Raw genomic sequence first — 26,747 nt, 5'->3', positions numbered from 1 at the left:
TTGTCTATTCCCCTGCCTCTAACCGATCTACTTTTTGGAAGCCACGCGGTAGCTTGCTACCGCGTCGACCGCGCTCACCGCGATAATAAGCCAGATCGTCGGCTTTCAACGTTAGCTTGCGTTTGCCCGCATGAATCATCAGCGCATCACTGGCGGCCAGTACCACAATGCCGGTAACCAATTCTTCCCGACGGGCAGCCCGCGGGCCCGGAATATCGAGCATCTTATTGCCTTTACCTTTGGACATCTCAGGCAGTTGATCTAGCGGGAACAGCAGCAGCCGGCCTTCGTTGGAAACCGAAGCAACCCACAGCTCGTCACCCTCAGGTACGTCAACCGGCGCCATCACGTTGCAGCCTTTGGGTAGGCTAAGCACCGCTTTACCGGCTTTATTTTTACCGGTAAGCGTATCAAGGCGCGCCACAAAGCCGTAGCCGCCGTCGGTGGCGAGCACAAAGCGGCGCTCGGGAGGCGCAAACATCAGCCCCGCCATTTTCGCCCCGGCGGCAACGTTAGCCCGTCCGGTCACCGGCTCACCCTGGCCCCGAGCACTGGGCAAGTTATGCGCTGAGAGCGTATAGGCCCGCCCGGTGTCATCCAGCAGCACCAGCGGCTGATTGGTTTTACCTTTCGCCGCCAGCTGGAAGCTATCTCCAGCTTTGTAGGAAAGCCCTTCGGGGTCGATATCGTGCCCTTTCGCCGCACGAATCCAGCCTTTATCCGACAGCACCACGGTAATCGGGTCAGCGCCCATCAGCTCCACTTCAGACAGCGCCTTGGACTCTTCACGCTCGACCAGCGGTGAGCGGCGCTCATCGCCGTGCTCTTTACCCGCGGCACGAATCTCTTTTTCGATCAGCGTGGTGAGCTTGGCTTCGCTACCGAGCAGGCCTTGCAGATACTTGCGTTCTTTTTCCAGTTCGTCCTGCTCGCCGCGAATTTTCATTTCTTCGAGCTTGGCAAGGTGACGCAGGCGCAACTCTAGAATGGCTTCGGCCTGACGCTCAGAAAGACTAAACGTCGCGATCAGCGAGGCTTTGGGGTCATCCTCTTCACGAATAATGCGGATCACTTCGTCCAGATCCAGGTAGGCAATCAGCAGGCCTTCCAGGAGATGCAGCCGGTCTTCGACTTTGCCCAGGCGATGCTCTAAACGGCGGCGCACCGTGCTGCGGCGGAACTGCAGCCACTCGCCGAGCATTTCAGGCAGCGGCATCACCCGTGGGCGGCCGTCCAGGCCGATCACGTTCATGTTCACCCGCACGTTCTTTTCCAGGTCAGTAGTGGCGAACAGGTGTGCCATCAGCGACTCAACGTCGATGCGGTTGGAGCGCGGCTCAATGACTAGGCGAGTTGGTTCTTCGTGGGTCGATTCATCGCGCAGGTCAGCCACCATGGGTAGCTTTTTAGCCTGCATTTGCGCGGCAATCTGCTCCAGCACCTTGGCACCGCTAACCTGATACGGCACCGAGGTGATAACGATATTGGCTTCTTCGCGAATATAGCGGGCGCGCAGCTTAACCGAGCCCCGGCCAGATTCATAAAGCTTACGCAGATCCGCAGGCGGGGTAATAATTTCCGCATCCGTCGGGAAATCCGGCGCGGGCACAAACTCCATCAAATCGGTGGTAGTGGCCTTAGGGTTGCGCAGCAGATGGCAGGTCGCTTCGACAATTTCCGAGACGTTATGGGGCGGAATATCGGTGGCCATGCCGACAGCAATCCCGGTCCCACCGTTGAGCAGCACATGGGGAAGCTTGGCGGGCAGTACCAGCGGCTCTTGCATGGTGCCGTCAAAGTTGGGCGCCCAATCGACGGTGCCTTGGCCCAGCTCGCCTAGCAGCACTTCGGCAAACTTGGAGAGTTTGGCCTCGGTGTAACGCATGGCGGCGAAAGATTTAGGGTCGTCGGGGCTGCCCCAGTTGCCTTGTCCATCCACCAGCGGGTAGCGGTAGCTAAACGGCTGCGCCATCAGCACCATGGCTTCGTAGCAGGCGCTATCGCCATGGGGATGGAATTTACCCAGCACGTCGCCGACGGTACGCGCCGACTTTTTGTACTTGGCGTTGGCGTGCAGCGCCAGCTCGCGCATGGCGTAAATAATCCGCCGCTGCACGGGTTTCATACCGTCGCCGATATTGGGCAGTGCACGGTCGAGAATGACGTACATCGAGTAGTCGAGGTACGCTTTTTCGGTATAGTCGCGCAGGGAGAGTTGTTCGACGTCGCCCTCCGCGACTTGAATATCCATGGTCATCGGGGGTTATACCTCAATGTCTGCGAGGTTGCCGTAATCTTCCAGCCACTTTTTGCGATCAGCGGCGCGTTTTTTGGCCAGCAGCATATCCATCATTTCCATGGTGCCGTCGCCATCGGTCAAGGTGAGCTGCACCAGGCGGCGGGTTTCCGTCGACATGGTGGTTTCGCGTAGCTGCAGCGGGCTCATTTCACCCAGGCCTTTAAAGCGCTGTACGTTAGGGGTGCCGCGCTTGTTGGCCAGCTGTTTGAGAATGGCGGCTTTTTCGCTCTCGTCCAGTGCGTAGTGCACTTCTTTACCCAGATCAATACGGTAGAGCGGCGGCATCGCCACATAAACGTGGCCTGCATCGACCAAACTCGGGAAGTGGCGCACAAACAGCGCACACAGCAGCGTGGCAATGTGCAGGCCATCCGAGTCGGCATCGGCGAGAATGCAGATTTTGTGGTAGCGCAGTTTTTCCAGATCGGCGCTGCCGGGGTCGGCGCCAATGGCCACCGCGATATCGTGAACTTCCTGGGAGCCGTAAATATCGTGGGTTTCGACTTCCCAGGTATTTAAGATTTTACCGCGCAGCGGCAGAATCGCCTGGGTTTCGCGGTTGCGCGCCTGTTTGGCACTGCCGCCGGCGGAGTCCCCTTCGACCAAAAACAGCTCGCTCTGGGCAGGGTCTTGGCCGGAACAATCCGCCAGCTTGCCGGGCAGCGCCGGGCCGGAAGTGACCTTTTTACGGGCGACCTTTTTGGCTTTCTTCTGGCGATTCTGCGCCGCACTAATGACCAGTTCGGCAATCGCTTCAGCTTGATCCACGTGGTGGTTCAGCCATAGCGAGAAAGCGTCTTTAACCACTCCGGACACAAAACCGGCAATGGTCCGCGACGACAGCCGCTCTTTGGTTTGCCCGGCAAACTGCGGGTCGAGCATTTTTACCGAGAGCACAAAGGAAGTGCGCTCCCATAGATCATCCGCGGTGAGCTTAATGCCACGTGGCAACAGGCTGCGGTATTCACAAAACTCGCGCAATGCGTCCAGCAGCCCAGAGCGAAAGCCGTTTACGTGGGTGCCGCCCTGGGGCGTGGGTATCAAGTTAACGTAGCTCTCCAACAGCGCTTCGCCGCCTTCGGGTAGCCATTGGATCGCCCAGTCTACGCCGTGTTCGTCGTCATTGAAGTGGCCGACAAAAGGCTCGCGGGGCAGCACTTCATAGCCGTCGGTGGCTTCAACCAGGTAGTCGCGCAGGCCATCGGCGAACTCCCACTCAGTGGAGGTGCCGTCGGGTTCTAGTAAGGTGACTTTTAAACCGGGGCACAGCACCGCTTTGGCGCGCAGTAAATGCTTCAGCCGGGTGAGCGCAAGCTTGGGGCTGTCGAAGTAGCTCTCATCGGGCCAGAAACGCACCAGAGTGCCACTCGCCCGCTTGGGGGCTTTGCCAATTTCATGCAGCTCTTCAACTTTCTCACCGAACTCGAAGGCCATGGCATGGCGCGCACCGTCGCGGGTGACTTCGACGTCCAACCGGCGCGATAAGGCGTTAACCACTGACACCCCTACCCCATGCAGACCACCGGAGAAGCGATAGCTAGTGGAGGAGAACTTGCCGCCCGAGTGCAGCTTGGTAAAGATCAGCTCGACGCCGGAGACGCCGTGCTCAGGGTGCAGGTCAGTCGGCATACCGCGGCCATTATCCTGCACTTCAATTCCGCCGTCGCTATGCAGCTTGACGTTGATCGTCGTGGCGTGGCCGGCCAGCGCTTCATCGACGCTGTTATCAATTACTTCCTGAGCAAGGTGGTTGGGGCGTGTGGTGTCGGTATACATACCGGGACGCTTACGTACCGGCTCGAGGCCCGACAGGACTTCGATGGAACTCGCGCCGTACTGAGAGGCATCAAACTGGGTCATGTAACGTCGGTTCCCTGAAAAATCGTACTGGCAGCCATATTGAATGCTGAAACGAGTATTTGGCGGCTTGCAAAGAAACACAGGATAGCGGAAAAGCAAAAAGCTGTATATCTAGCCATGCTTATTACCAGGGGCGAAGCGGAAAGGGCTACCCCGTCGATAAGTCTACGAGGGGGCGCTGTAAACCCATCCCTGGGCGCTACATTTGCCATCCATGGCAAATGACCCCCTCTACGACTTATCCACGGCGCCCTTTCTGAATGTGTCCACAATATACCAGCGACAAAATTGCCCCGCTCACTCCTGCTCAGCCGCCCAAAACGCTTCAATCAACCCCTTGCTGGAAGCATCCATCCGCGATAGATCACCCTGATGATCGATGATTTTCTGAGTATCGGTGGCAATCTGTTTACCTAATTCAACGCCCCACTGGTCAAACGGATTGATATCCCAAATCACCGCCTGAACAAATACCTTGTGCTCGTAAAGCGCGATAAGCGACCCAAGAGTCGCGGGCGTCAGCTGATCGAGCAGCACCGTGGTTGAGGGCTGATTGCCCCGGTAGCGTTTATGCTCCGGTCTCGGGCCATCATCTTCTAATGCATCGTCACCAAGCATTAACACACGGGACTGGGCAAAGCAGTTAGCCAGTGCCAGACGGTGCTGGGCTTTAAGGTGGTGGCGGGTATCCGTGTCTTCCACTTCGTCATAGCGCTTGAGTGGGGCAATAAAATCACACACTACCGGCTGCGTGCCTTGGTGCAGCAACTGGTAAAACGCATGCTGGGCATTGGGCCCCAGCTGCCCCCAGAGTACCGGGCAGGTCGAGTAGTTAACCGGCTGGCCTTGGCGAGTGACCGACTTGCCGTTGGACTCCATCTCAAGCTGTTCAAGATAGGCGGCAAAATACTCCAAACGGCCGTCATAGGGCAGGATCGAGTGCGCGCGAATATCCAGAAAATTGACGTTCCAAACACCTGCCAAACCAAGCAACACGGGCAAGTTATCTTCCATCGGCGCTTCAGAAAAATGCCGATCCATGGCGTGGGCACCGGCTAGGAATTCACGGAAATTATCCATTCCCACGACCAGCGCAATCGGTAAGCCAATCGTGCCCCACAGCGAATAGCGCCCGCCGACCCACTCCCAAAAGGTTAACTGGTGGTCGGGGGTAATACCCCACTCGGTCATTTTATCGGGACTCGCCGAGACACCGATAAAGTGTTGACGAACAACCAGCTCAGCGCTAATTGGCGTCGCGCCATGCTGGGTTAAGCGGCTCACCAGCCACTCGCGAGCCGTGTTGGCGTTGGAGAGCGTATCGATAGTCGTAAACGATTTAGACGACAGCACAAAGATAGTGGTTTCAGGGTTTAACCGGCTCAGGTAATCCGCCAACTGTGAGCCATCCATGGTGGAGGCAAAATGCACCTCTACCGGATGAATATCTTTGGGCCGAAAATCGGCCAAGGCATGGGTGACCATTAACGGCCCCAAGTCGGAGCCGCCGACCCCTAGATTCACCACATGCCGGATCGGCTTGCCGGTGGCTCCACGCCATTGGCCGGCGTGCAACCGGCTGACCAAACGCTCCATTTGGGCAAGGCTTTCGTGTACGGCAGCGACGATATCTTCACCTTCAACCTCAAGGGTGGCATCAGCAGGTAAACGTAACGCTGTGTGTAAGGCCGGACGATTTTCACTGACATTCACTCGCTTACCGCTGAGCAGCGCCTCAATCGCCGAGGGCACGCCCGCTTCGCTGGCCAGCGTAAATAGATGCTCGAGCGTATCGTCATCCCAGCGCTGTTTGGAGAGATCCAGCGTCAAGCCCGCCACTTGGCGAGTAAAGCTCTCCCAGCGCGAGGGCTCGGTGCCAAACAGCGTTTTCAGGTGAACGTGCTGCAGCGTTTCCGCGTGATGCTTTAACGTCTGCCACGCGGGTAACGTATCGGGGGTAGCGCTTGATGCTGAGGCCATGTGGCGTCTCCAGTGGCGTCGTTCCATGCAAGGTCTATTCTGGCGTACTGTTCTGACTTGCTGTTCTGACTTACTGTTCTGAACTAAATAGGACGCGTAAACTACGCAACCTTATCAATAATTCTGGCTTATTCATGAGTGATGCATCTTACCGTGACGCTATCTTTTCGACACCCCTTGACCGCGTAGCGCGGTTCTCTTTCGATGAAAAGGTCGTCGCGTGCTTTCCTGATATGATCCGCCGCTCGGTGCCCGGCTACGGGCAAATCCTGGGCATGCTGAGCCTAATTGCTCAGCGTCACCTGCGTCACGGCGCCCATGTGTATGACCTTGGCTGCTCGCTGGGCGCCTCCGGCCTTGCGCTGGCGGGTGCGCTGCCGGCGGATGCTTTTCGCTATACGGGCGTCGATCTTTCCCCCGCCATGGTAGCTCAGGCACGGCAAACCTTCGCAGAAGAGTGCCCAGAGAATGCCATGCAGGTGGAAGAGGCCGATATTCGCACGCTTGATTATGAGCCTTCCGGCATGATCATTCTCAACTTTACCCTGCAGTTTTTGCCCGCCGCTGACCGCGATGCGCTGTTAGCACGGTTGTATGCCGCGCTGGAGCCCGGCGGCGTGCTGATTCTCTCTGAGAAAACCGTCGATGCCGACGAGCGCGACAACGCCTGGCGGGTCGAGCGCTACCACGATTTTAAACGTGCCAACGGCTACAGCGACCTGGAAATCAGCCAAAAGCGTACTGCGCTTGAGAACGTGTTGGTGCCTGACACACTGGACGCGCTGCATGGGCGGCTAAAGCAGGCAGGCTTTCCACGCTCAATGACCTGGTTTCAGTACCTCAACTTTGCCTCGCTGATTGCGTTTAAGGAGGGTTAAAGGTGGCGCCGTTATCCGATGATCATCGCGCGATTTATCAGGCGTTTTTGGATCAATCCGTTCTCGACGCATCGCTTACTGCTTGGCTGGCGAAGCTACCCGAGCAGCTAGCTCATGGGCTTGACCGCAATCGCCATGGCGACCTTTCCGCCTGGGAGAAAGCCGTCGCTAAACTGCCTGCGCTTCCCACTGAGCGGCATGTCGACTTAAACAGCGATACCGTTAGCGTTGACCTGGAACTTAGCGATAGCCAGCAGCGCCAGTGCTTTAACCTACTAAGAAAGCTCGCTCCGTGGCGTAAAGGCCCTTTTCAACTGGGTGGCATCCATATTGACACTGAGTGGCGCTCGGACTGGAAATGGCAGAGAGTGGCCCCACACCTGGCGCCGCTTAAGTATCGCAAAGTGCTCGATGTGGGCGGCGGCAGCGGTTACCACGCTTGGCGGATGGCCGGTGCGGGCGCTGCCTTTGTGCTAGTGATTGACCCTTCACCACGCTTCTACTGGCAGTTTCAAGCGGTGCGCCACTTTGTCGGTGATGCGGATGACAGCAGAACCCAGTTTTTACCGGTAGGCATTGAAGATGTGCCGGAGAACCTGGGCTTTTTCGATACGGTATTTTCCATGGGCGTGCTTTATCACCGCCCCGCTCCGCTGGAACATATTCAACAGCTAAAAGCCGCTTTAAAGCCTGGCGGCGAGCTGGTGCTGGAGACCCTGGTGGTCGAAGGTGATGAGCGGACGGTCTTTGTGCCCGGCGAACGTTACGCCGCGATGCCTAACGTCTATTTCCTGCCCTCTTCCAAAGCGTTATGCCACTGGCTGGAACGCTGTGGCTTTACCAATGTGCGCGTCGTAGATGAAGCGGTCACCACCCTTGACGAGCAGCACTCAACCGAGTGGATGACTTACCAATCGCTGGCAGACTTCCTCGACCCTAACGACCGCACCCGCACCATTGAAGGCTATCCTGCCCCCCGACGGGCGGTGATTATGGCCAATAAGCCGGAGTAAGCGCTACCTTCTTAAAATCACCAGCCAACGGCCCAGGTTTATCACGCTGGCCAGCGAAGCGGCCACGTAGGTAAAAGCGCAGGCGGTGAGCACGTGCCGTGCGCCGTTCATATCCGCAGGCGGCACATACTCTTTCAACAGCGGCAGCGCGCGGTTAAAGCTAGCATCAAACTCCACCGGCAGCGTCACCAAATGCACCAGCGCCGCGGTACCAAAGCTGATCACCGCCATGGCAATCACGATCGCCAAGCCACCGGGTAAGCGCGTTAATAGAAACAAGAATGGCGCAGCCATCATTAAGATGGCACCCAATTTTTCGGCCTTTTGCGCAACGCCCACTAAGCGGCTGCGCGCCAGTAGCGGCGCATAGCCCTGATGGTGCTGAATAGCGTGACCGACTTCATGGGCAGCGACCGTCACGGCAGTGAGTGAACGGCCATCGTAGTTATCTGGGGAAAGGCGCACGCAGCGCGTTTCGGGGTCATAATGATCGCCGAACTCGGTGCGCTCTACGCTTGCGCCCTCAATACCCAACCTGCGCAGCAAATGGTCAGCAAGCTCAGCCCCGGTGCCGGGGTAATCGTCACGACCACGGGCATAGCGCTTAAGTACCCATTTAGCCCACACATTGGGCAGTACAAAAACGGCCAGCGCAAAAATGATCAGCAAAACCACCATGGCAACCTCTGTTGGTAAACTGTCGCCTGCAAACTAAACAGTGTTTTAGCATGTTGGAAAACGCGGCAACAGCGTTATTCAGGATTGGCGCGGTGCTCTTCAACGTCGCGTTGAACTGCCTGCAAACCATGCGCAGAGATATCGCCCTGGGCGTGGGCGTGTTCGGCAATCAGTACGCTATCGGCGGCGAGCACCAACTCGCACTGGGTGCCCACCAGCTCATCGCGTAATCGCTGGATGGCCTCCTCCCGCTTAGGGTCTTTATCCACACGCCGAATGTAGATAGCTTTAATGCGGTTCGGGTAGGCTTTGACGATTTCGGTATACACTTCTGGATCGTGCTGGCCGCTATCGCCAATCAGTATGCACGGCATATCGATATAAAGGGTAAGCATACGGTCGATCAGATCACGCTTGTGCTCTTCGGCACGACGCGGCCAGGGCCTGCGCCAAGAGATCCCCCACTCGCGTAGAAATAGAATCGGACCGACGGGGATGCGGTTGATCTGAAAGAAGGTTTCGAGCATTTCGTATATCGCCCACGGCCCACGAGAGACATACAAAATGGGTCGTTCAGCGCGTTCGCTTACGCCACGATGCAGAGCTTGATAAAGCGATGCGACACCAGGAAAAGCCGTACGCCGGTGAGGCTTTTTAACGAACAGCCGATAAAGCATTTTCAGCTTCTCTGCCACACCGGTAAACATGACGGTGTCATCGATATCGCTGATCACCAGCAAGTCCGCCTCTGACGGTGGCACGTAAACTTCTACGTGGGTGCGTACCGGGTTCTGACCGGGGCAATGCACCAAAATATCAGCGCGATGCCAGGAAACGTCGATCGGCAACGTATGGCTAATCGGCAAGTGCACATCGAAATAGCCATCGCGATCAGTACCCACGCAGAGCTTATTTTCGCCAATATGTATCTCAACCTGAGCGTCAGCCAGCCCCCGGCGTAAAACACGCCGCGCAACGTCGGCGGTATCGCGCAGCATGCCATGGCGGGGGATGGCGCGTCCTAGCGCAGCTTGGCGAAACACCCGACCCATGACAAACACTTCACGCTGAGAACCATAGCCGCGGTAAGGATGCACGACCATCCCACCGCGGCTACTGTCCCCTTTGATCGGTTTGGCAATGACGTGGACAAGCCTTTTGACAAAGCTTGCCCACTGACGCAATAGGCTCATCAAGCGTGTTGACCTAACGGAAACTCTTTTATAGCGCCGTCGGTTTGTATTTGTTTCATCGTGCTCTCCCTTTCATGATGATACATAGCTGTCACTTCAGATTAATACGCAGTGTGAGCAGCATATTAACAGCATCAATCACTCGTGCTAACGAACCTGGTGTAATGAATCGCGTCTTAGGCGTTATAAACAATTTTTCCAACACCTCCGATGTCATAGCCACCCAGCAGGGCTGCCCGCTCTGCAAAGCGCGCTTGATGGGTGAAAGCCAATAGCTGCTGCAGGGCGGGTTCGAAATAGCTGCGCCGTTGCATCACTAAATCAAATGGCTCTTGGCAAAGCGGTATAAACGCCAGTTGTTGTCGTTCGGCGGCGGCTTCTACCCCCAGCCCGACATCCGCCTCGCCCTGCCCTATACTCAGCGCTAAATCATCCTCATTTAACGCGGCGTGCGGCGCCCAGTTAAGCGCTGAACGCTCAATCCCCGCTTGCGCTAACAAGCAGCTAAGCAGCCTGGCTGCTCCTGCGTCTGGCTGGCGATGCGCCACGCGAATACCGGGTCGTTTTAAATCGCTCAGCCCGGTGATTTTCAGCGGGTTGTCGACGGGCAACAACAGTCCCTGGCGACGCTTGGCCCAGTGCACTACGAGCAGGTCTCGCATACCGCTTAATCCAAGCGCACTTGGCTCGTTATAGCGTTGGGTGACGGGGTCTAACAGATGGATACCGGCCAGCATGGCTTTGCCGTCTAACAAGCGCCGAACGCCGTCACCGCTGCCTTGGCAGAGCATCGCCAAATCAGAGCCGCTTTCCCTAACCGCCCATTCCAATAACGGATCCTGACTGCCCGCGACCACCAGCGGCACTGATAAGCGCTGCGCCTGATCACCCTCTAAATGACTCAGTACCCATAGATCAATCTGCTGGCGAGGAAACAGCAACTTGCCTGTGACCCGACTACACGGGATCTGCCCCTGGCGCACCAAGTCATACACCTTGCGCTCTTTTAAGCGCAGGTAGTCGGCAACTTCTGCGGTCGTTAAATAGGTAGGTGAGTCCGGCATCGCGATGGGCTCCTCCGCTGAGTGTCAGCCATATAACCATTTACTGCATAAGACTGCATAAATTTCAGCTGCGTGTGCAATCGTGGATTTTTGCGTACATCATGCCCAATCTAACCTAATAACGATGACGCCGCTCAATGTCGATCAGTGACAATGCCTTTAGCACTGCCCTCGCCCTGATCCTAACGATGGACAGCGCGTTAATCTCCATCGTGATACTTTCGTTGCAGGTATCGCTAATGGCGGTGTTGATTGCCAGCCTAATCGCCCTGCCGTTAGGCGCTGCTCTCGCGCTATGGCGCTTTCCCGGGCGTAACGTCGTTATCGTTGCCCTTAATGCACTGATGGGCCTGCCGCCCGTGGTCGCCGGGCTATGCGTTTATCTGCTGCTTTCGCGCGCGGGCCCGCTGGGCGAATGGGGGCTGTTATTCACCCCCACCGCCATGGTGATCGCCCAAGTCATTTTGGTGCTACCCATTATTGCCGCCCTCACCCGCCAGCAGGTTGAGGGGCTTCATGGTGAGTATGCCGAGCAGCTGAACTCATTCGGTCTGAGCCGCCAACGTATGATCCCCACGCTACTCTGGGATGCACGCTTTGCGCTGTTAACAGTGATTCTTGCCGGCTTTGGCCGCGCCAGTGCGGAAGTGGGCGCGGTGATGATTGTGGGCGGTAATATCGCTGGCGTCACCCGTGTCATGACCACCAGCATTGTGCTGGAGACCAGCAAAGGCAACCTGCCCATGGCGCTAGGCTTAGGGATTATTCTGCTCACGCTGGTGACCATGATTAACGCTATCGCCCATGTCATCGGCGAAACGTCGAAAAGGCGGCTGGGATGAACGCACACCACACGCCCCCCGTCGCCTCGCTTGAGCTCGATAGCGTGGGCTTTATCCATCGCGGCCAGACGCTGCTAAAGCCCACTTCGCTGCGCCTGACGGGCTGCCAACGAACGCTGATTATGGGGCCGAATGGCGCGGGCAAAAGCCTGCTAATGCGCTTAGCCCACGGGCTATTAACACCGACGAGCGGCACGGTTCGCTGGCAAGGCGAGCAACCTGCTCAAGCCATGGTCTTCCAGCGCCCGGTGCTGTTGCGCCGCTCGGCGCTGGACAATCTGACCTACGTGCTAGCAATCAAAAAAACGCCACGTCAAAACGCTAAAACATCACCCGATAAAAATCTATCGCATAAAACCCAAGCAATGAATGCACTGGAAAAATTTGGCTTAGCCCACTTGGCCAAGCGCCCGGCACGGGTGCTTTCGGGCGGCGAACAGCAGCGTTTAGCGCTGGCGCGGGCCTGGCTGCTCAATCCCCAGGTACTGTTTTTAGACGAACCCACCTCAGCGCTAGACCCAGCGGCTATCAAGGCCGTTGAAGATGCGGTGCTTGAGTTTCATCACAGCGGAACACGCATTGTGATGACCACCCACGACTTATACCAAGCGCGCCGCTTAGCCGATGACGTGCTGTTTATGCATAACGGCGAATTACTCGAACACACCCCCGCCAACGACTTTTTTACCGCGCCTACTTCACGCGAGGCGGGCGCGTTTATTCGTGGCGAATTGGTTTGGTAGCCCTAGGTTTGGTAGCCATGGAACAGTTGGATAAATGAAAAACGATCAAGGAGTCATACAATGAACAAGACCACCGCAGTGTTAACCGCAGGCGCGCTAGGACTCACCTGGAGCAGCACGCTGCTGGCAGCCGATGACTACATCACCCTGGCCTCGACCACCTCGACCGAAAACTCAGGTTTATTCGACGCGATTATTCCCACCTTCACTGAAGAAACCGGCATTGATGTACACGTGGTCGCGGTAGGCACCGGGCAGGCGTTTGAAATTGGCCGCCGTGGCGATGCCGATAGCCTGCTGGTGCACGACACCGTGGGCGAAGAACAGTTTGTCGCTGACGGCTACGCCACTGAGCGCCTTGACGTGATGTACAACGATTTCGTGATCGTTGGCCCGAGCGACGATCCCGCGGGCATCAGCGACAGCGAATCGATCAGCGACGCCATGCAGCTTGTTGCGGAAAGCGGGTCGCCCTTTGCCTCACGCGGTGACGATAGCGGCACCCACCGCGCCGAACTACGTTTATGGGAAGATGCTGGCGTTACACCACAAGGAGAGTGGTACCGCGAGTTGGGCAGCGGCATGGGCCCCACGCTCAATACCGCCGCGGGTATGAACGCCTATACGTTTACCGACCGCGCCACTTGGGTGGCGTTTGAAAACCCACAAGACCTAACGCTGCTGTTTGAAGGTGATGAAGCGCTGTTCAATCAGTACGGTAGCCTGCTGCTCTCAGCCGAACGTCACCCGCACTTAAAGCATGACCTCGCCGCCCAGTGGCACGCGTGGCTTGTATCAGACGAGGGGCAACAAGCGATTGCCGATTATGCGGTGGATGGCCAGCAGCTGTTTTTCCCTAACGCTGAGTAATGTAAGACGCCCACATAGCAGCCTGACACTCCCCGCCCAACGCGCGTAGGGCGGCGGGCGTATAGGGAGTGTCGGCTCTACACAACCCACTGCTTCAGTATTTCTGCCGAATTGGCCAGCCGGTAATCCACCCCGCTATCCAACGCTGCAAAAAGAGCTACAAGCCTATTTCACAGTAAGTGGGCCGAAAATAGAGGCTTCTAGGCTGAGAGAGAGCACGGATAGGAATAATAATTCTCATGCTCTCCTCACCTCTATTTTCAATTGAGATCATGAACGTCATGTTCTTTCAGGTATTGGCGAAGTGCCTGGTTCATTCGGGTTTGCCACCCCTTACCTGTCTGGCGAAATGTCTCGATAACGTCTTGGTCGTACCGGATTTTCACAGGTACTTTCCGTTCGCTAACAGGGATGGGTGGACGGCCACGCCCTCGTTTCACTAACGTATTCCCTTGGTACTGGTGCGCTGTTTCAAACCACTCTTCAGTTAGTTCATGCGCATCGTCAGGGTCAAACCAAGTGCTGTTCGTATCTTTGCCTTTCGCGTTCATTGGCGTACCTCATGGAGATAATGCGGCGCTTTTTTCCGCGTTGTGTCCAGACAATGACGGCTACTTTGTCTGTCCGCTTTCCCACGGTGATGATGCGTTCTTCCCCGTAGTCCTGGCGGTCATCGACCATCGTCAGCGTTTTGCCAGCAAAGACGGCGGGCGCGTCGTTAAAATCCAGGCCGCGATGTTGCAGGGTGTCTTGTTGTTTGCGCAGGTCATACTCGATCTCACTGCCTGGTGCCATCGGGGTCTCCTTGTCTTATTAATTATTGTACCCCTAATAATTAATAAGACAAACATCAGCAGAGCGTTTTGCGAGCCAAAACCATCATTCTTGCAAAACCCAAGATAAGGTCGGTTTTATTACTACCAGACAGCCACACTGTGACATGAGCTGGTTTTTTTCGTTTTTTTTCTGGTAAATTATTTTTACATTTCAACATGTAACTTCTATGTGCAAAAAGCGTCGAGCATGCCATGTATTCATTTTTGCTCCGCCATGCGACCAGCTCAATTGGTGCAACACTGTCGCACGATTTGCATAGAGCAGAAAAATACAGAAGAGCAGCTTGTGGCCGACGGTTATGCAACAGAGCGTCTTAATGTGATGTATAACGATTTTGTCATTGTTGGCCCGAGCGATGATCCCGCAAGTATCAGCGACAGCGAATCGATCAGCGACGCCATGCAGCTTATTGCGGAAAGCGGGTCGCCCAAGATGCGGGGATCACGCCCCAGGGCGAGTGGTACCGCGAGTTGGGCAGCGGCATGGGCCCCACGCTCAATACCGCCGCGGGTATGAACGCCTATACGTTTACCGACCGCGCCACCTGCCCCCAGTGTCAGGATGAGTGTCGCACCCTCTGATACCCTGTTCTTATAAACCGATCAGGGGGCGAAAGGAGACACTCATGCCTCGTTACTCCAAGGAGCGCCGGCAAGCCGTGGTTGCCAAGCTGCTGCCTCCCCACAACCTCTCTCCGCAGGTGATCGCGGAGCAGGAAGGGATCTCGCTGGGCACCGTCTACAAGTGGCGCAAGGAAGCCCGTGCCGAAGGCCGCTGTCTGCCGGATGCTCTGGGCAAGGGCGCCGATGGATGGTCATCCAAGGATAAGTTCAGCGCCGTGATCGAAACCGCCTCGATGAACGCCCAGGAAGCCGCGGAATACTGCCGCCGTCGGGGGATCTATCCCGAACAGCTGGAGCGCTGGCGGAATGACTGTGAGCAGGCCGCCAGTCTCTCGCACTCGGAACGCCAGCGTGAGGCCGACGAGGCCAAGCAGCAGCGCAAGCGCATCAAAGCGCTGGAGAAGGAGTTGGCTCGCAAGAACGAGGCCTTGGCGGAAACCGCAGCGTTACTGGCCCTCCGAAAAAAGGCGAGGGCGATCTGGGGAGACGAGGACGAATGATCAGCACCCCAGATCGCCAACGCGCTATCGCGCTGATCGAAGACGCCCGGGCCCAAGGGGCCCGCCTGGAAGCCGCCTGTCGCGAGCTGGGCATCACCGCCCGAACGTACCAACGCTGGACGCGCGACGGCGAGCTACGCGAGGACCAGCGCCCTTTGGTCGACCGGCCGGTGCCGGCTAACGCACTGACACCGGCCGAAGAGCAGGAGATCCTCGACGTGTGCCACCGCCCCGAGTACGCGAGCTTGCCGCCAGAGCAGATCGTGGTGCGTCTGTTCGACGAGGAGCAGCGCTACGTGGCCTCTCCCTCGTCGTTCTACCGCGTCCTGCACAAGCATCGGCAAGTGGTGCATCGTGGCCGTGCCAAAACGCCTCAGCGCCGCGCCAAGCCCACGACCTACCAGGCGACTGCGCCGAACCAGGTGTGGTCGTGGGACGCGACCTGGATGGGTGGTCCGATCAAGGGGCAGTACTACTACCTGGTGATGATGATCGACATCTTCAGCCGCAAGATCACCGGCTGGGAGGTGTTTCTGGCTGAGTCGGCCCATAACTCCCGCAGCGTGCTGGAGCGGGCGGTGCTGGCCGAGCAGATCATCGATCAGCCGCTGGTGTTGCATGCGGACAACGGCAGCCCCTTCAAGGGCGCCACGCTGCTGGAGAAGCTGCATGACCTCGGCATCACGCCGTCCTTCAGCCGGCCGCGTGTCAGTAACGATAATCCTTACTCGGAGGCGCTGTTCCGGACCTGCAAGTACCGGCCCTGCTACCCCGTCGACGGGTTTGCCACGGTCGACGATGCCCGTGAGTGGGTGGCCGGTTTCGTGCAGTGGTACAACCACGAACATCGCCACAGCGGGATTCGCCTGGTGACGCCGGCACAGCGCCATGCTGGCGGGGATACCGATGTACTGGCCAAGCGCCATGCCATCAATCAGGCAGCACGTGCGGCCAACCCCGCACGCTGGAGCGGCAAGACCCGCAACTGGACGCCGATAGGTACCGTGTCACTCAACCCAGAGCGGGAACTCCAGGTCACCGTCGTAGAGCCGGAAAAACAGGTGGCCTAAAAGACCTCAGAGGCGACAGATTTCTTGACAACTACCGCCTGGGTGGCGTTTGAAAACCCACAAGACCTAACGCTGCTGTTTGAAGGCGATAAAGCGCTGTTCAATCAATACGGTAGCCTGCTGCTCTCAGCCGAACGTCACCCGCACTTAAAGCATGACCTTGCCGCCCAGTGGCACGCGTGGCTTGTATCAGACGAGGGGCAGCAAGCGATTGCCGATTATGCGGTGGATGGCCAGCAACTGTTTTTCCCTAACGCTGAGTAATATTTGAACTCATCCAAACACAACGGCCCGCTTTAAAGGCGGGCCGTTGTGTTTTACAAAGACGTAAGAGTCTATTATGGCTTAACTTTTTTAAAAAAAAATTCAATTTCTTATAAGAATTCAAGTAGAACCAAATACAACAGAATCCTTATTTGAAGATAAAATTACAATTATTCACTAACTTCCACCTCATATAGCGCGACATCAGTCGGCCAATCACCAATATTTAAAAGTGACATACCCTTCCAACTGTCCAGCATTTGCCTGACCTGGCCTTCAACCGGCTGATTGAAATCAAAGCGCTTTAATCCATAAGCCTCTGAGTGACATTGCCAATAACCCATGCCCTGATCAAAAGCCAGCTTCAGCTGTTTACCCGATTCAAGCGTCAGTGTTAGTACACGTCGATGGCTTACATCGGCCAATGAGTTACTGATATTAACCCGTGGCTCAGTACCTAAAATGGCCGATAGCCATTGCGTCAGCACTTGCTGCATATCCTGCTGATTGATCCAGTTATCCCACAAGCGCGAACCTGCACCTTTATCAGGAGCCGCGACGACATCAACGCTGACAGCTTCGACAGCCTCACTCGGGATAATCTGCATGAAGCCTACCAGCAGCATAACCGTCCAGGGTGATCGTAGATAACGGTCTTCGTAGTGGATAGAAACCACTTTCTCGCTTTGCAGTCGCGCCATAAATCCGGGTGCCTTTTCCGACAGCAGTAATTTGCAGCGTTTAGGTAATTCGGCAATAGGGCCATTAAGCTCCTTGGTCACTTCAAGCACAGTTGCACTTTCATACATACCCAGCCAATCATCAGTATAGACAGGTGACAATTGCCAAACCGGTAACTGCTCAGACGTTACCCAGGTGCTGGCGTCATGCGCTTTCAGCCAGCTTGTACCCGGAATACCAGCGTGTGGGCTATCAGTCAGTAGTGTCACCGCTTCACCCTCAGGAGTGATCAGCTGAACAAGCGGCAGAATACCGTCAGCCATATTCGCCTGATGATAAACGATCTGGATACCAAAACGTGCCAATAGCGCCAGCTCTTCCTTAATAACGGCGGGCAGATTCTGCGTTTCAAGCACAATATCGACTTGGCAACCGTCCACCACTTTCCAGGCCATCAAATGACGGCGAAACTCAGGTGCACCCAAATCCCACTGCTCCGGGTCACCTGCCAAGCGTACAGACACTTCCCTGACAGAACGATTCAGCCAGTGGCGCACAAAGCGCTCTGGATCATAAGGCCAGTAGCTTGCTCCTTCTATAATATTAAAGCGGTCCGGCAATGCCAGGTGCTGATTAAACTGGCCTTTCTCCAGCCATTCTATCGCTAGCCGCCGATCCAGCTGTTCAAACTCTACCCGGCTATCCTTGCTGGCAAGGCATGATGAACAAGCAGTTTCACAGTTTGCCGAACATATAAGCTTCGCGAATGCCGCTTTCAACAAGTCAGTCATCTTGTGCAAAGCTGTCAGCACAAAGCCCGCGCCACCCGCAACGTTATCGTAAACCTGAACGATATAGCGCTTTTCCCCCGTTTCCAGGCTGCGATCTAGCCGAACGCCAAACCCCATCTCATTGCTGGCGATGCCCAACTGATCGGCCACCGCATCGCGAAGCGCAACCGCCAGTGTCATGGCAATGATACGTCCTTGTTCGTTATCAGGAATCCAGGCCCCTGTTAACGGTTTTTTCAGCACCCACTCCACCACATGCGTTCTTGCCTGATAGCCCAAGTGAATATCAGGTAACACCGCCTCACCTGAACATTCTTTTTTAGGTTTACTACCAACAGCACCACCAACAGGACGGTGGAACTGATCAGGCTGCATCCCTGCAGGCAGTTCACCCTTCGGCGTCATTGACTCCGCTCGCCCACAACACATACATACCGCAAAGCCGTTGCCATTCTCGCCGCCGGAACGCACCACAATCTGCCCATCCTCACCGAAACGCACATAGCCGCAAGCAGGGTCAGGCAGTGCAATGACGGCCCCGTCGACATACACCAGAGGTCGCTCTACTGGTATGAATTTCTGGGTCGATACATCATTGGTAGTCGGCTCATAGAAATCGGTGACAAACCCCATAGGCCGAAGCACTCTCTTGACCTGCGTATTCGAAATGGTTGCGTCACATTGCGAGCAGTGCAAATCATCCGAGTGAGAGTATGCATAAGCCTGGTAACCAGGCATGCCACAGTTCACACATTGCCAACTAACATCAAACTTTTGGTTGCTGCCAGCAGATCCTTCTTGATAGGACTGCAGCTTGATGCCCGCTGAACGGTAGACACGGCCATCAATGACAATCTGAGCGCCGGGAGCATACTCTCTGACAGCAATATCCAACCCACGGGAAGGCTGCTCCTTGTAGGTAAAGATATTATCTTCCCGCTCTGCCTGATCCTGGCGAGGCTGACGCCTACTATTGAAATCCTCAGCATTGTGCGTATTCAGCGCCACAACATTGGTCGGGAATCCATACCCTGGCAGAAATGCCTTGGTGGCCAACTCCTTGAGCAGATACTCACCTTCGTGACGGGCTTTTTCGCGCTCCAGGGCCCGCTTGTAGCGCTCGTCGGCCGCCGTATCAAGGCGCTGATTGATTTGCCGATATTCGGCTTGCCAATTGTCAGCTATCGGGCGCATAGCCTCCGTGGTATGTCCGAACAGAGTCTCCATGCTGGTTAGCTCCAGCGATGTACGCATAACAATACGTCTGACGCCTTGCTCAAAAGCGCTGGCATCACTGCCCAACCAGTCAATAAAGCGGTTGACCATGCCTTCTTCAACATTGAAAAACCACTGAACGGTCAGCCGGGTACGATCACCTTCCACTGGAGAGTAGGTTTTTAGAAAGGCCGCCAGCAAGTAAGAGTTGACATGGCGCTGTACCAACGGCTGGGCATTTAGCGTGATTACCGGAGCAGGAATAGCGGTATTAAATGCCCACTTCGGGTGGTTGAAAACGCGTGTATTGTGCGGGTCAGCCTTGCACAAGGTATAGGCAACCGCCCTGGGTTCACTGCGGCGGCCCGCACGACCCGCACGCTGCAGGTAGTTGGCCGGATGAGGTGGTACGTTATTCATCACTACTGCTGAGATTCCGCCAATATCGACGCCCATCTCCATAGTGGTCGAGCAGTTCAGAACATTGATCTTGCCGCTATGAAATAAACCCTCATAGGTTTGCAGGCGTTCTGCTGACTGCTGGGCAGAATGCTCTGCCGTACGATAATAAAAGCCACCTTCTACCGTACGGTCAGAAATGTCACTCCACAGGTTTTGCTGGCGTAGCTGCTGAATAGCGTTATTACGGGCAACTTTTTCTCGAATGGCCACCAAGGCACCTTCAGCTTCCCCCTGAGGTGCTAGCGCCGTGAAATCAGGCAAACTGACGGGCTGGCATTCAAGCTTTATCCGCTCTGCTTTTCTGGGGATATAGGGCGTTAATCCTCTGAAAGTAGTATCCAGGAGCCGATAACTGATGGGGCATATCCAGGCTTTTTGTGGCAATGCAAAGGTAATAATACTCCGGTTAAGGGTATAGCCACCGCCGCCCTGGTTTTGCAGAATTGGTAAACCTGTCAATTCTTTCCAAGCGGCCTTCAGCCACTCATTCACCTTATCTCGGCTAATCGCGGAGTCAGGGTCAAGGGCAGCGCCGTGTAATAATAGCTTGATCAGTCGCGATGGCGGTCTGTTACCCGGCTTGAACTGCGGCCAGGATTTAACGCGCGGCGTATCATGATAATCCAGGTTAGGTGGCACCAACTGCTTGGAAGCAAACCTTGCTCCTAACCACTGGCGTTCGCTGTCATTGATGACAAAGTAGGTATTTTCTCGAACGTGGAAGTCCAACGCCACCTTAAGAAAGTCCTTCCAGTCCTGCAAAGAAAGCGCCTCTTTCTCCTGAGCATTACCTGCCTTGGGCACCTGGGTTTCCGCCCAGTGACGCGGTACCGTCTGAACCTGATCCAGCCCCTGATAACCCACCTGAACCAGCGCCAGGGTTTCTGTGCTGTTCTGGTTTTTCGGCCTGCGAGCAAACTCCCTGAGCAACAGCAAACCAGCCAACGTCAGACTGTTATCGCTGCCACCAAAGAACTCAGGGTTGGCGTAACGGTTATAGTCCAGTATCGAGTGTCTGACATCACTGGCTGCCGCCAGCTCATTGACCAGCTCATGCCAGTTCAGGGTTATCTGCGACTTTCCTGCATCAGGCTGTTGCTTCACTTTGGCCTCGTTGCGCCTCTGCTCAGCCAGATCCCACATCCTCATACTTTCAAGCTGCTCTGCTTGTTGCAACAACTCTTCGACCGACTGGTCAGGCAGAGCGGGTGCTTTCATGTTTTCTGCGGCCTGCCGGTTGCGCAGCACCTCAAACACTAACCCTCTGAGCCTCGACCTTTCTGCTTCCTGTTGCATACGCACCGCCATGCGAGCGGTTCCCTGGCGGCTATCCGTAAAGGTAATCAGCTTGCGGCCTCTCCCTGGAAGACTTTCTGGCGCCACGCCCTCAGGATCAGGGCAAAACTCCAACACGGTGGGTACCGCATTGCTGACATAAAAAGGTGCGCCCAGATAGCATTTCCGCAAAAAGCTAAACCGGTGTCCTGACTCACCACACTGAGCGCATGTTGAGCCTGCTTCTGCGGATTGATGGACCGTTATCACTGACGACCCGCTCAACGCCCCAAGCCTGGCAGATTCAAGATCCAGCGGTATGCCTTCATAACCATCGGCTGACGCGGAAGCCAGTACGACCGCTTGCTGTTGACTATATTGGGTATCTTCTTGTTCCGGCACCTCTTCATCCCTGTCATCCTGAAGCGAGAACTCATCTCCGGCATAAGGGCTTGCCTGCTTCAGGATACCGCCGGTATCTTCAGCCACCAGATGCGGGGTTTTACACTCATTACAGAAAGCCACTTCGTAAACTGGTGCTGAGCATTCACAACGGGGCCGCTGGGTGACATATACCTTACCAAACGGCCATTGCCTGAGATGCGATGATTTAGCCCTACACTTTGGATCGATACAGCTCCACAGCCCGTGCAACATTCGCTGGTGCAAGTGGCAGCGCAGTTTGAGAAAAGGTGGCGCATCGTCTGCAGGTGAAGTACCCGCCATCAGATCAAGCCATTGCAACATTTCTTGCTGACGCGCGGCTGTTTGTTCGCTTTCCAGCATTGACTGAACAGCCTCAACCAGCTCATTCAGATCCAGAGGCTTTTCATTGTTCACCACCGTTTGGCGTATGCGGTAGGCCACCGGATGATTGACCAGGGCGGCATAGCGTTCAGCCGACACCGATTTCCCCAGCTCAATCTGGCAAATTTCCTCAAAGCTGCGATTCATTGGTGCCAGTGGCGTCGCAACGGGCACCTGGCGTGAACCACCAATCACTACCACCTGATCATCTGGCACCCCAGCTAGCGATGCCAAGTAAGTCTGCAGCCGTTGCGCAGCGTTTTCACCCGCAATGGTCGCGGAAGTCGCCACAAACCGAATTTCACTGGCCTGCTTCCCGAACGCTTCCACAACTCGGCGCAGCAACAGTGATAGCTCAGCTGCCTGCGAGCCTATATAGGTGTGCGCCTCATCCAGAACAATCCAGCGCAACGACTGCTGCTCTCGTGAGATCCGTAAAATCGGATCATCCACCTGCCGAACCAGCATATATTCCAACATGGTGGCATTGGTCATCAGGATGGGTGCCGGTTGTTTGCGTAGCTTTTCGCGGGAAAGAATCTCGTTGACACTGATCTTTTGAGCCTTGCGAGTACTGGACTCTTTTTCTTCTGTATTCCCGTTATACAGGCAGAAGCGGATGCCACCCTGAAAAGGCGATGTCCAGGCATTAAGGCGCTCTCGCTGGGAGTTAATCAAGGCATTCAGCGGATACAGAAACAGTGCTCTCACGCCTACCAGCGGGCGCCGGTCCTGCTCGTATTCACGTACCAGATCCTGCAGGATAGGCACCATGAAACATTCCGTCTTGCCTGACCCTGTGCCGGTCGTGATCACCGCTGACATAGGTTTATCGGCCAACAGCCTCTGCCAGCTTTCCAACTGGTGTTGGTAGGGATTCATATCCTCGTCAAATCCGTACCCGGTATCCGCCGTCAGTGCACTGACCACTGAGTCAGACAGCAGGCTTCCCTGCAAATCCGCCAAGGTGGCCTCACCTGGCTGCCAGCCAAAGGTAGGTTCAAACACCGGTGGTGCCAGAAAGCAGCCTTCCTCGCCCATACGGTCATGCATCAGCTCGGTAAGATGGGTTCGTAGCCCCGCCTCATTAATACCCAGAACGGACAACGTGGCTTCACGCGAACGATTCAACGACTGATTGATCAACTCTTTGAAGTTACCACTCATAGTTCTTTCCCTTTAGCGTGAAGCAAACCGGATAAAGTGGCCGAGTAAACCGGCTCGTACCATCCGTTCCTGTCAAAATCAGATAACACCCGAAAACTAAAACGTAGGGCGGCATCATTCTCCGACAGCTCATATAGATCAGCCACTCCCGCGGTCAGAAAAGCAGCGAATACCGGCATAAAACAAACTGAGTGCATATAGCCTGGCATCGGCAGTTCCGTTAGCCAGGCATAACCCTCCTGCTGCCGAATCCAATTGCCAAGCGGCTCGCTCAGGTTGGTTGGCCATTTAGCATCTTCATTACGGGAGCGCAGTTCACCCAACCAAATAGGTAAAATTGTCTGTAAAGGCAGTACGCTGGCAGTTACTGAATTGTTATCGCATAACGCTCGTGCTAGGTCTTTGAACACAGGCACCTGAACCGCTAATAATTCCATGCGTTCGCGCACCTTGCTCTTAAGCACCTGCTCAGGAATACCAAACTGCTGGGAGACCCCCTCCACATACAATTGCACAGCTTTTCGCCACTGCTCTAAGGTAATTGACTCCCAAATAACCGCTAGCTCTTGCTTTAGGCGATCGGCAAATACTGAATTTATTTCAAGCCGAAAAACAGCCAGAGCCATTGCTTGTGGGTGACGCGCCAAATGCTTCCAACTTTCAAACGCAGACAAGGGTATATTTTGATAATGCTTTTTCAGCTCAATCAGATAAAGCCAGCTATTGTGTAAGAAGTGCCCCGCCATGTCGTCAAGAACAACATCGAAGACATCAGGGTGATGTTGAGGATGATAGTAACGTGCAGCTGAATGAAGAGTTTTAATATTCTGAATGTCTTCGAGTTCACACTCTGAAAGGTCTGGTACATGAATGGCTGGCCGGAATGCAATCGGAGAACTCTCTTCGGGGTACAACAGCCAGGGACCATCCCCTTGAAGCTTGTCTGGGAGTGCATAAAAGCCAGTGACAACACCATTCGATGACTGAGGCTGCATAGCTATGGGCTGGCTCTCGGGGGTGTGAACTTGCATCGCCATTACAGTTGCACCTTCTGCTCGATGCATTAATGGCTGAGAACTGTGATCCAAAAGCTCAAAAAACTGACGAAACTCGTTGGTGAATTTAATGGCTGCATCGTAACGATGAATATAAACCTGTCTGAGCATTTGGGAAGTTTCAACCCGGCAACGAATAGTTGCATCTTGCTCTGCACTACAGCTCAGTAATGAAAGGATATCATCGTAAAGTGAATACAAGCTTACTTGTGCCGTAGTGTTGTTGACATGATAGCTATATTGCTTTTCCAGCTTCGTTGTCTGCCCCATCAGCTCAAGTGAGAGGTAAAACGTTCTTGCTCTATCTGGAGGAGGTGTAAATACCAGGGTCATTCCTAGTGTACGCTCAAGCGTGAGCCCACGCCCCAGGAACAGTTGTCCGTCAGACTCTAATAACTGCGCCCCTTCTTCAGGATAAGGAAGGCGAATCACCACCCCCGCAGCTGAGGTGCGTTCATCTGTAATTTCCAACAACACTCGATCAGGTTTTTGTTTACCGGGCGTTAGTTGCACCGTAATCGCGCTACCTTCCTTTCGTATATTTGGACGCAGGCCATCATTTAGCACGCGAACATTCAGTGGTTTGACTGTACTAATCAAAATACGCGCAGGAACCTGAGGCGAGGCTGGCATAGCGGCTATCGAAAAGTCCCTTGGCAATACACCCAGCTTGCGTCGAGCAATGACCCGCTTATCCGCCCCTAAAATATCCACCTTGAAACTACCCACTCGGGATGATGCACCCAAGTCTTTAACTAATTGGTCATCAACTATAAAAACCATCCGGTTGATACCCCTCATCTAACGAGTTAATCAGTAAACACCGAGGCCAACCCAACCAAGTAGTAACGGGTAAGGTATCGTAAGATGAAATAACACCTTGCAACTCAACCCGCTCAACGCCGGATGAATTACCGGGTTCAATCACATAGCGGGAGCCGGAAGTAGAGATGGTTAGCTGCTCATTAATGCGGTGCCAAGCCCCTCCCTCGACATCGTTTATTAACAGCTCACCACCTTGGCTATTTATGCAGGCTGGTATACGTAAAAGCACCTCAGATGCCTTGCACTTAACCGACGCAATACCTACTAGGCGCGTAACGTCATCCTCCTCAACAAAAACAGTGGGCAATTGATTCCAATCAACCTCACTGGACTGGATTGCATGGGTATCCAACCGCTCCCCTGCACAGGAAGACACTACAAAAAGAGGCTTTTCAGGAGACTGGCGACGAAGCTTTGCAACCTCTGATGGCATTTTGATAGTCAATACATCGCCTTCCAATCGCCCATAGGCAACACCGAGCTTAAGGGCTAAGCGATCGCCCTCATAAAGCGCTAACTCAACACGGCTAGTGATAATCTTGCGCGCTCCAAGCTTTATTTGAAGAGAACGGCTCAGCCAAACCTTCGCTTGTAAGCACGCCGACTTCATCGGGCCGTCAAGTTGATGCTCACAGGTAAACTGACGAGCCATTTCTTCGGTACGTTTACGCTCTTCAAGTCGGCTACCTGCATCCCTAAGCCACTCATTGACCAGTGCAAAGCCGTTGTCCTCCTCCAACGGCAGTGGAAACTCATCCCGCCACTGAGGCAAGTGGCGATTTAGAAAAGATGCCGGATCCTCCTGCTGATCAAGCCCGTGCTGTTCTGCAAGCACCATAAGAGTTTCCGCAATGCTGGCGAGCAATTGATATTTTTCATCATTCTTGAAAGATTGCGGAAAATACTGGCCGTACTCACGGATGACCTGGACAATATCTCCGCCATCTCGCTTGTATTCATGGTAGTACTTTAAGCCTGCCTTAATGGCACGACCAAAGCCATGCCGTTCATTCTGAAGCAACTTCCAAGGCAGTCCACCCTCAGCAAAGAGAGAACCCAAATAATCAGCTCCGTTGGAACGATAGCGAATAGGCCTATCCCAAAAACCCAATCCAAGTTTAACGAGCTCCGTGTGCTCGCTGGGCTGAAGCTTAATACCTAATTCAGCATCAAAAGCTTGCCAAGACCAGCTAGCCTCATACTCTCTACGATATTTTTCAGACACAAAAAGACAGTAACCCGCGGCCCAATAGATTCTAGATATAAGACCGTGTCGTTCCTCAGCATTTACAGCTAAAGCAGCGCTAAGAAATTGAAGCTCATTATCGGTAGTAGAGTAGCTATAGAGAGGTAAACCATTCGGGCCGGTGAGGCCTTTCCTATTTAAATATGAAGAGACCCAACCCTTTAGTTGTTTATGTGACTCATAAACTGCCCCCATCTGATCGCCTCCTTTTCGTTTAATTATCGTCAACAAAGCCTTCTGCTAATTTCCACAACCAGACCAGTTCCCCCCAAACTTAAAAAGTTTGCTATGCATTAGATACTACCGTTAGAGAGCTTTAGTTAGTAGATGTTTTAAAATTTACTTAACCAGCTAGCCAAGTTTCAATAACGCTTTTAACTGTCTTATTCCTGAACTAATACAACCGAAACAACCGTTTACCGACCGCTCCACCTGGATCAAGTGGCTTGTATCAGACGAGGGGCAGCAAGCGATTGCCAATTATGCGATGGATGGCCAGCAACTGTTTT

The 26,747-nt window shown here is 54.7% G+C and carries 19 protein-coding genes; 8 read left to right on the top strand and 11 right to left on the bottom strand.

What is annotated here, in order from left to right; all coding sequences use genetic code 11:
• Nucleotides 1–4: 4 nt before the first annotated feature.
• The 3 genes from parC to pgi form a co-directional block, all read right to left on the bottom strand.
• Nucleotides 5–2,257 carry a DNA topoisomerase IV subunit A gene (gene parC, locus ACQE2I_RS06295; RefSeq protein ID WP_427030625.1) on the bottom strand — a complete coding sequence of 751 codons (2,253 nt, stop codon included), beginning with the start codon at nt 2,255–2,257 and terminating at the stop codon, nt 5–7.
• 6 nt (nt 2,258–2,263) lie between these two features.
• Nucleotides 2,264–4,159: a DNA topoisomerase IV subunit B gene (gene parE, locus ACQE2I_RS06290; RefSeq protein ID WP_427030623.1), complete on the bottom strand. Its 1,896-nt coding sequence runs from the start codon at nt 4,157–4,159 to the stop codon at nt 2,264–2,266.
• A gap of 297 nt (nt 4,160–4,456) precedes the next feature.
• Nucleotides 4,457–6,139: a glucose-6-phosphate isomerase gene (pgi, locus tag ACQE2I_RS06285; RefSeq protein ID WP_427030621.1), complete on the bottom strand. Its 1,683-nt coding sequence runs from the start codon at nt 6,137–6,139 to the stop codon at nt 4,457–4,459.
• Nucleotides 6,140–6,273: 134 nt separating this feature from the next.
• Between pgi and cmoA the strand changes: the two genes are divergently transcribed.
• A complete protein-coding gene (gene cmoA, locus ACQE2I_RS06280) occupies nt 6,274–7,017 on the top strand; it encodes a carboxy-S-adenosyl-L-methionine synthase CmoA (RefSeq protein ID WP_427030620.1) in 744 nt (247 codons plus the stop codon).
• Between the two features lie 2 nt (nt 7,018–7,019).
• Nucleotides 7,020–8,030 carry a tRNA 5-methoxyuridine(34)/uridine 5-oxyacetic acid(34) synthase CmoB gene (cmoB, locus tag ACQE2I_RS06275; RefSeq protein WP_427030618.1) on the top strand — a complete coding sequence of 337 codons (1,011 nt, stop codon included), beginning with the start codon at nt 7,020–7,022 and terminating at the stop codon, nt 8,028–8,030.
• Between the two features lie 3 nt (nt 8,031–8,033).
• Here the strand turns inward: cmoB and ACQE2I_RS06270 are convergent, their stop codons facing one another.
• The 3 genes from ACQE2I_RS06270 to ACQE2I_RS06260 all read right to left on the bottom strand — a co-directional run bounded on the left by ACQE2I_RS06270 (nt 8,034) and on the right by ACQE2I_RS06260 (nt 10,965).
• Nucleotides 8,034–8,708 carry a zinc metallopeptidase gene (locus ACQE2I_RS06270; protein ID WP_427030616.1) on the bottom strand — a complete coding sequence of 225 codons (675 nt, stop codon included), beginning with the start codon at nt 8,706–8,708 and terminating at the stop codon, nt 8,034–8,036.
• 74 nt (nt 8,709–8,782) lie between these two features.
• Nucleotides 8,783–9,901 carry an App1 family protein gene (locus ACQE2I_RS06265; RefSeq protein WP_427030615.1) on the bottom strand — a complete coding sequence of 373 codons (1,119 nt, stop codon included), beginning with the start codon at nt 9,899–9,901 and terminating at the stop codon, nt 8,783–8,785.
• A 176-nt stretch (nt 9,902–10,077) separates the two neighbouring features.
• Nucleotides 10,078–10,965 (bottom strand): substrate-binding domain-containing protein, encoded by an 888-nt coding sequence (locus tag ACQE2I_RS06260; RefSeq protein WP_427030614.1) that lies wholly within the window; start codon nt 10,963–10,965, stop codon nt 10,078–10,080.
• A gap of 137 nt (nt 10,966–11,102) precedes the next feature.
• Here ACQE2I_RS06260 and ACQE2I_RS06255 point away from each other — a divergent pair, with 137 nt between their 5' ends.
• From ACQE2I_RS06255 to ACQE2I_RS06245, 3 genes are read left to right on the top strand one after another with little or no spacing between them, the layout of a single operon-like run.
• Complete coding sequence (locus ACQE2I_RS06255; RefSeq protein ID WP_427030611.1) at nt 11,103–11,807, top strand: ABC transporter permease; 705 nt, start codon at nt 11,103–11,105, stop codon at nt 11,805–11,807.
• A complete protein-coding gene (locus ACQE2I_RS06250) occupies nt 11,804–12,550 on the top strand; it encodes an ABC transporter ATP-binding protein (protein ID WP_427030610.1) in 747 nt (248 codons plus the stop codon). The genes ACQE2I_RS06255 and ACQE2I_RS06250 overlap by 4 nt, the downstream gene beginning before the upstream one ends.
• Nucleotides 12,551–12,610: 60 nt before the next feature.
• Nucleotides 12,611–13,420, top strand: a complete 810-nt coding sequence (locus ACQE2I_RS06245; protein ID WP_427030609.1) for a substrate-binding domain-containing protein — start codon at nt 12,611–12,613, stop codon at nt 13,418–13,420.
• Between the two features lie 260 nt (nt 13,421–13,680).
• Here the strand turns inward: ACQE2I_RS06245 and ACQE2I_RS06240 are convergent, their stop codons facing one another.
• Nucleotides 13,681–13,971, bottom strand: coding sequence for a BrnA antitoxin family protein (locus tag ACQE2I_RS06240; RefSeq protein WP_427030607.1), 291 nt, complete (start codon nt 13,969–13,971; stop codon nt 13,681–13,683).
• Complete coding sequence (locus tag ACQE2I_RS06235; RefSeq protein ID WP_427030606.1) at nt 13,931–14,215, bottom strand: BrnT family toxin; 285 nt, start codon at nt 14,213–14,215, stop codon at nt 13,931–13,933. The genes ACQE2I_RS06240 and ACQE2I_RS06235 overlap by 41 nt, the downstream gene beginning before the upstream one ends.
• Nucleotides 14,216–14,542: 327 nt before the next feature.
• Between ACQE2I_RS06235 and ACQE2I_RS06230 the strand changes: the two genes are divergently transcribed.
• From ACQE2I_RS06230 to ACQE2I_RS06220, 3 genes are all read left to right on the top strand, one after another.
• Nucleotides 14,543–14,773, top strand: coding sequence for a hypothetical protein (locus ACQE2I_RS06230; RefSeq protein ID WP_427030605.1), 231 nt, complete (start codon nt 14,543–14,545; stop codon nt 14,771–14,773).
• Nucleotides 14,774–14,882: 109 nt separating this feature from the next.
• Nucleotides 14,883–16,450 (top strand): IS3 family transposase gene (locus tag ACQE2I_RS06225; RefSeq protein ID WP_427030603.1). Its coding sequence is split into 2 segments (ribosomal slippage): nt 14,883–15,351 and nt 15,351–16,450, totalling 1,569 coding nucleotides; the frame shifts between segments, so codons are not numbered across the junction.
• 24 nt (nt 16,451–16,474) lie between these two features.
• Entirely contained in the window at nt 16,475–16,714 is a 240-nt protein-coding gene (locus tag ACQE2I_RS06220; protein WP_427030602.1) for a hypothetical protein, read from the top strand.
• Between the two features lie 170 nt (nt 16,715–16,884).
• Here ACQE2I_RS06220 and ACQE2I_RS06215 read toward each other — a convergent pair whose 3' ends face one another.
• From ACQE2I_RS06215 to ACQE2I_RS06205, 3 genes are read right to left on the bottom strand one after another with little or no spacing between them, the layout of a single operon-like run.
• The gene (locus tag ACQE2I_RS06215; protein WP_427030601.1) at nt 16,885–23,112 is read right to left on the bottom strand and encodes a DEAD/DEAH box helicase; all 6,228 of its coding nucleotides are present in this window, start codon (nt 23,110–23,112) and stop codon (nt 16,885–16,887) included.
• The gene (locus tag ACQE2I_RS06210; protein ID WP_427030600.1) at nt 23,109–24,950 is read right to left on the bottom strand and encodes an STY4851/ECs_5259 family protein; all 1,842 of its coding nucleotides are present in this window, start codon (nt 24,948–24,950) and stop codon (nt 23,109–23,111) included. The genes ACQE2I_RS06215 and ACQE2I_RS06210 overlap by 4 nt, the downstream gene beginning before the upstream one ends.
• Nucleotides 24,934–26,433 (bottom strand): STY4851/ECs_5259 family protein, encoded by a 1,500-nt coding sequence (locus ACQE2I_RS06205; protein ID WP_427030599.1) that lies wholly within the window; start codon nt 26,431–26,433, stop codon nt 24,934–24,936. Before ACQE2I_RS06205 ends, ACQE2I_RS06210 begins: the two co-directional genes overlap by 17 nt.
• Nucleotides 26,434–26,747: the final 314 nt, after the last annotated feature.

The organism is Halomonas sp. H2 (assembly GCF_050215315.1).
GTDB lineage: Bacteria > Pseudomonadota > Gammaproteobacteria > Pseudomonadales > Halomonadaceae > Vreelandella.
This window is presented reverse-complemented; position numbering and strand designations above follow the sequence as displayed.

Excerpts from the sequence above, each read along its gene's own strand:
- ACQE2I_RS06240 (WP_427030607.1), bottom strand. The coding sequence starts at position 13,971 with ATGAACGCGAAAGGCAAAGATACGAACAGCACTTGGTTTGACCCTGAC.
- ACQE2I_RS06265 (WP_427030615.1), bottom strand. The coding sequence starts at position 9,901 with ATGAGCCTATTGCGTCAGTGGGCAAGCTTTGTCAAAAGGCTTGTCCAC.
- ACQE2I_RS06260 (WP_427030614.1), bottom strand. The coding sequence starts at position 10,965 with ATGCCGGACTCACCTACCTATTTAACGACCGCAGAAGTTGCCGACTAC.
- cmoA (WP_427030620.1), top strand. The coding sequence starts at position 6,274 with ATGAGTGATGCATCTTACCGTGACGCTATCTTTTCGACACCCCTTGAC.
- parE (WP_427030623.1), bottom strand. The coding sequence starts at position 4,159 with ATGACCCAGTTTGATGCCTCTCAGTACGGCGCGAGTTCCATCGAAGTC.
- ACQE2I_RS06210 (WP_427030600.1), bottom strand. The coding sequence starts at position 24,950 with ATGGTTTTTATAGTTGATGACCAATTAGTTAAAGACTTGGGTGCATCA.
- ACQE2I_RS06215 (WP_427030601.1), bottom strand. The coding sequence starts at position 23,112 with ATGAGTGGTAACTTCAAAGAGTTGATCAATCAGTCGTTGAATCGTTCG.
- pgi (WP_427030621.1), bottom strand. The coding sequence starts at position 6,139 with ATGGCCTCAGCATCAAGCGCTACCCCCGATACGTTACCCGCGTGGCAG.
- parC (WP_427030625.1), bottom strand. The coding sequence starts at position 2,257 with ATGACCATGGATATTCAAGTCGCGGAGGGCGACGTCGAACAACTCTCC.
- ACQE2I_RS06205 (WP_427030599.1), bottom strand. The coding sequence starts at position 26,433 with ATGGGGGCAGTTTATGAGTCACATAAACAACTAAAGGGTTGGGTCTCT.
- ACQE2I_RS06250 (WP_427030610.1), top strand. The coding sequence starts at position 11,804 with ATGAACGCACACCACACGCCCCCCGTCGCCTCGCTTGAGCTCGATAGC.
- ACQE2I_RS06270 (WP_427030616.1), bottom strand. The coding sequence starts at position 8,708 with ATGGTGGTTTTGCTGATCATTTTTGCGCTGGCCGTTTTTGTACTGCCC.
- ACQE2I_RS06245 (WP_427030609.1), top strand. The coding sequence starts at position 12,611 with ATGAACAAGACCACCGCAGTGTTAACCGCAGGCGCGCTAGGACTCACC.
- ACQE2I_RS06255 (WP_427030611.1), top strand. The coding sequence starts at position 11,103 with ATGTCGATCAGTGACAATGCCTTTAGCACTGCCCTCGCCCTGATCCTA.
- ACQE2I_RS06235 (WP_427030606.1), bottom strand. The coding sequence starts at position 14,215 with ATGGCACCAGGCAGTGAGATCGAGTATGACCTGCGCAAACAACAAGAC.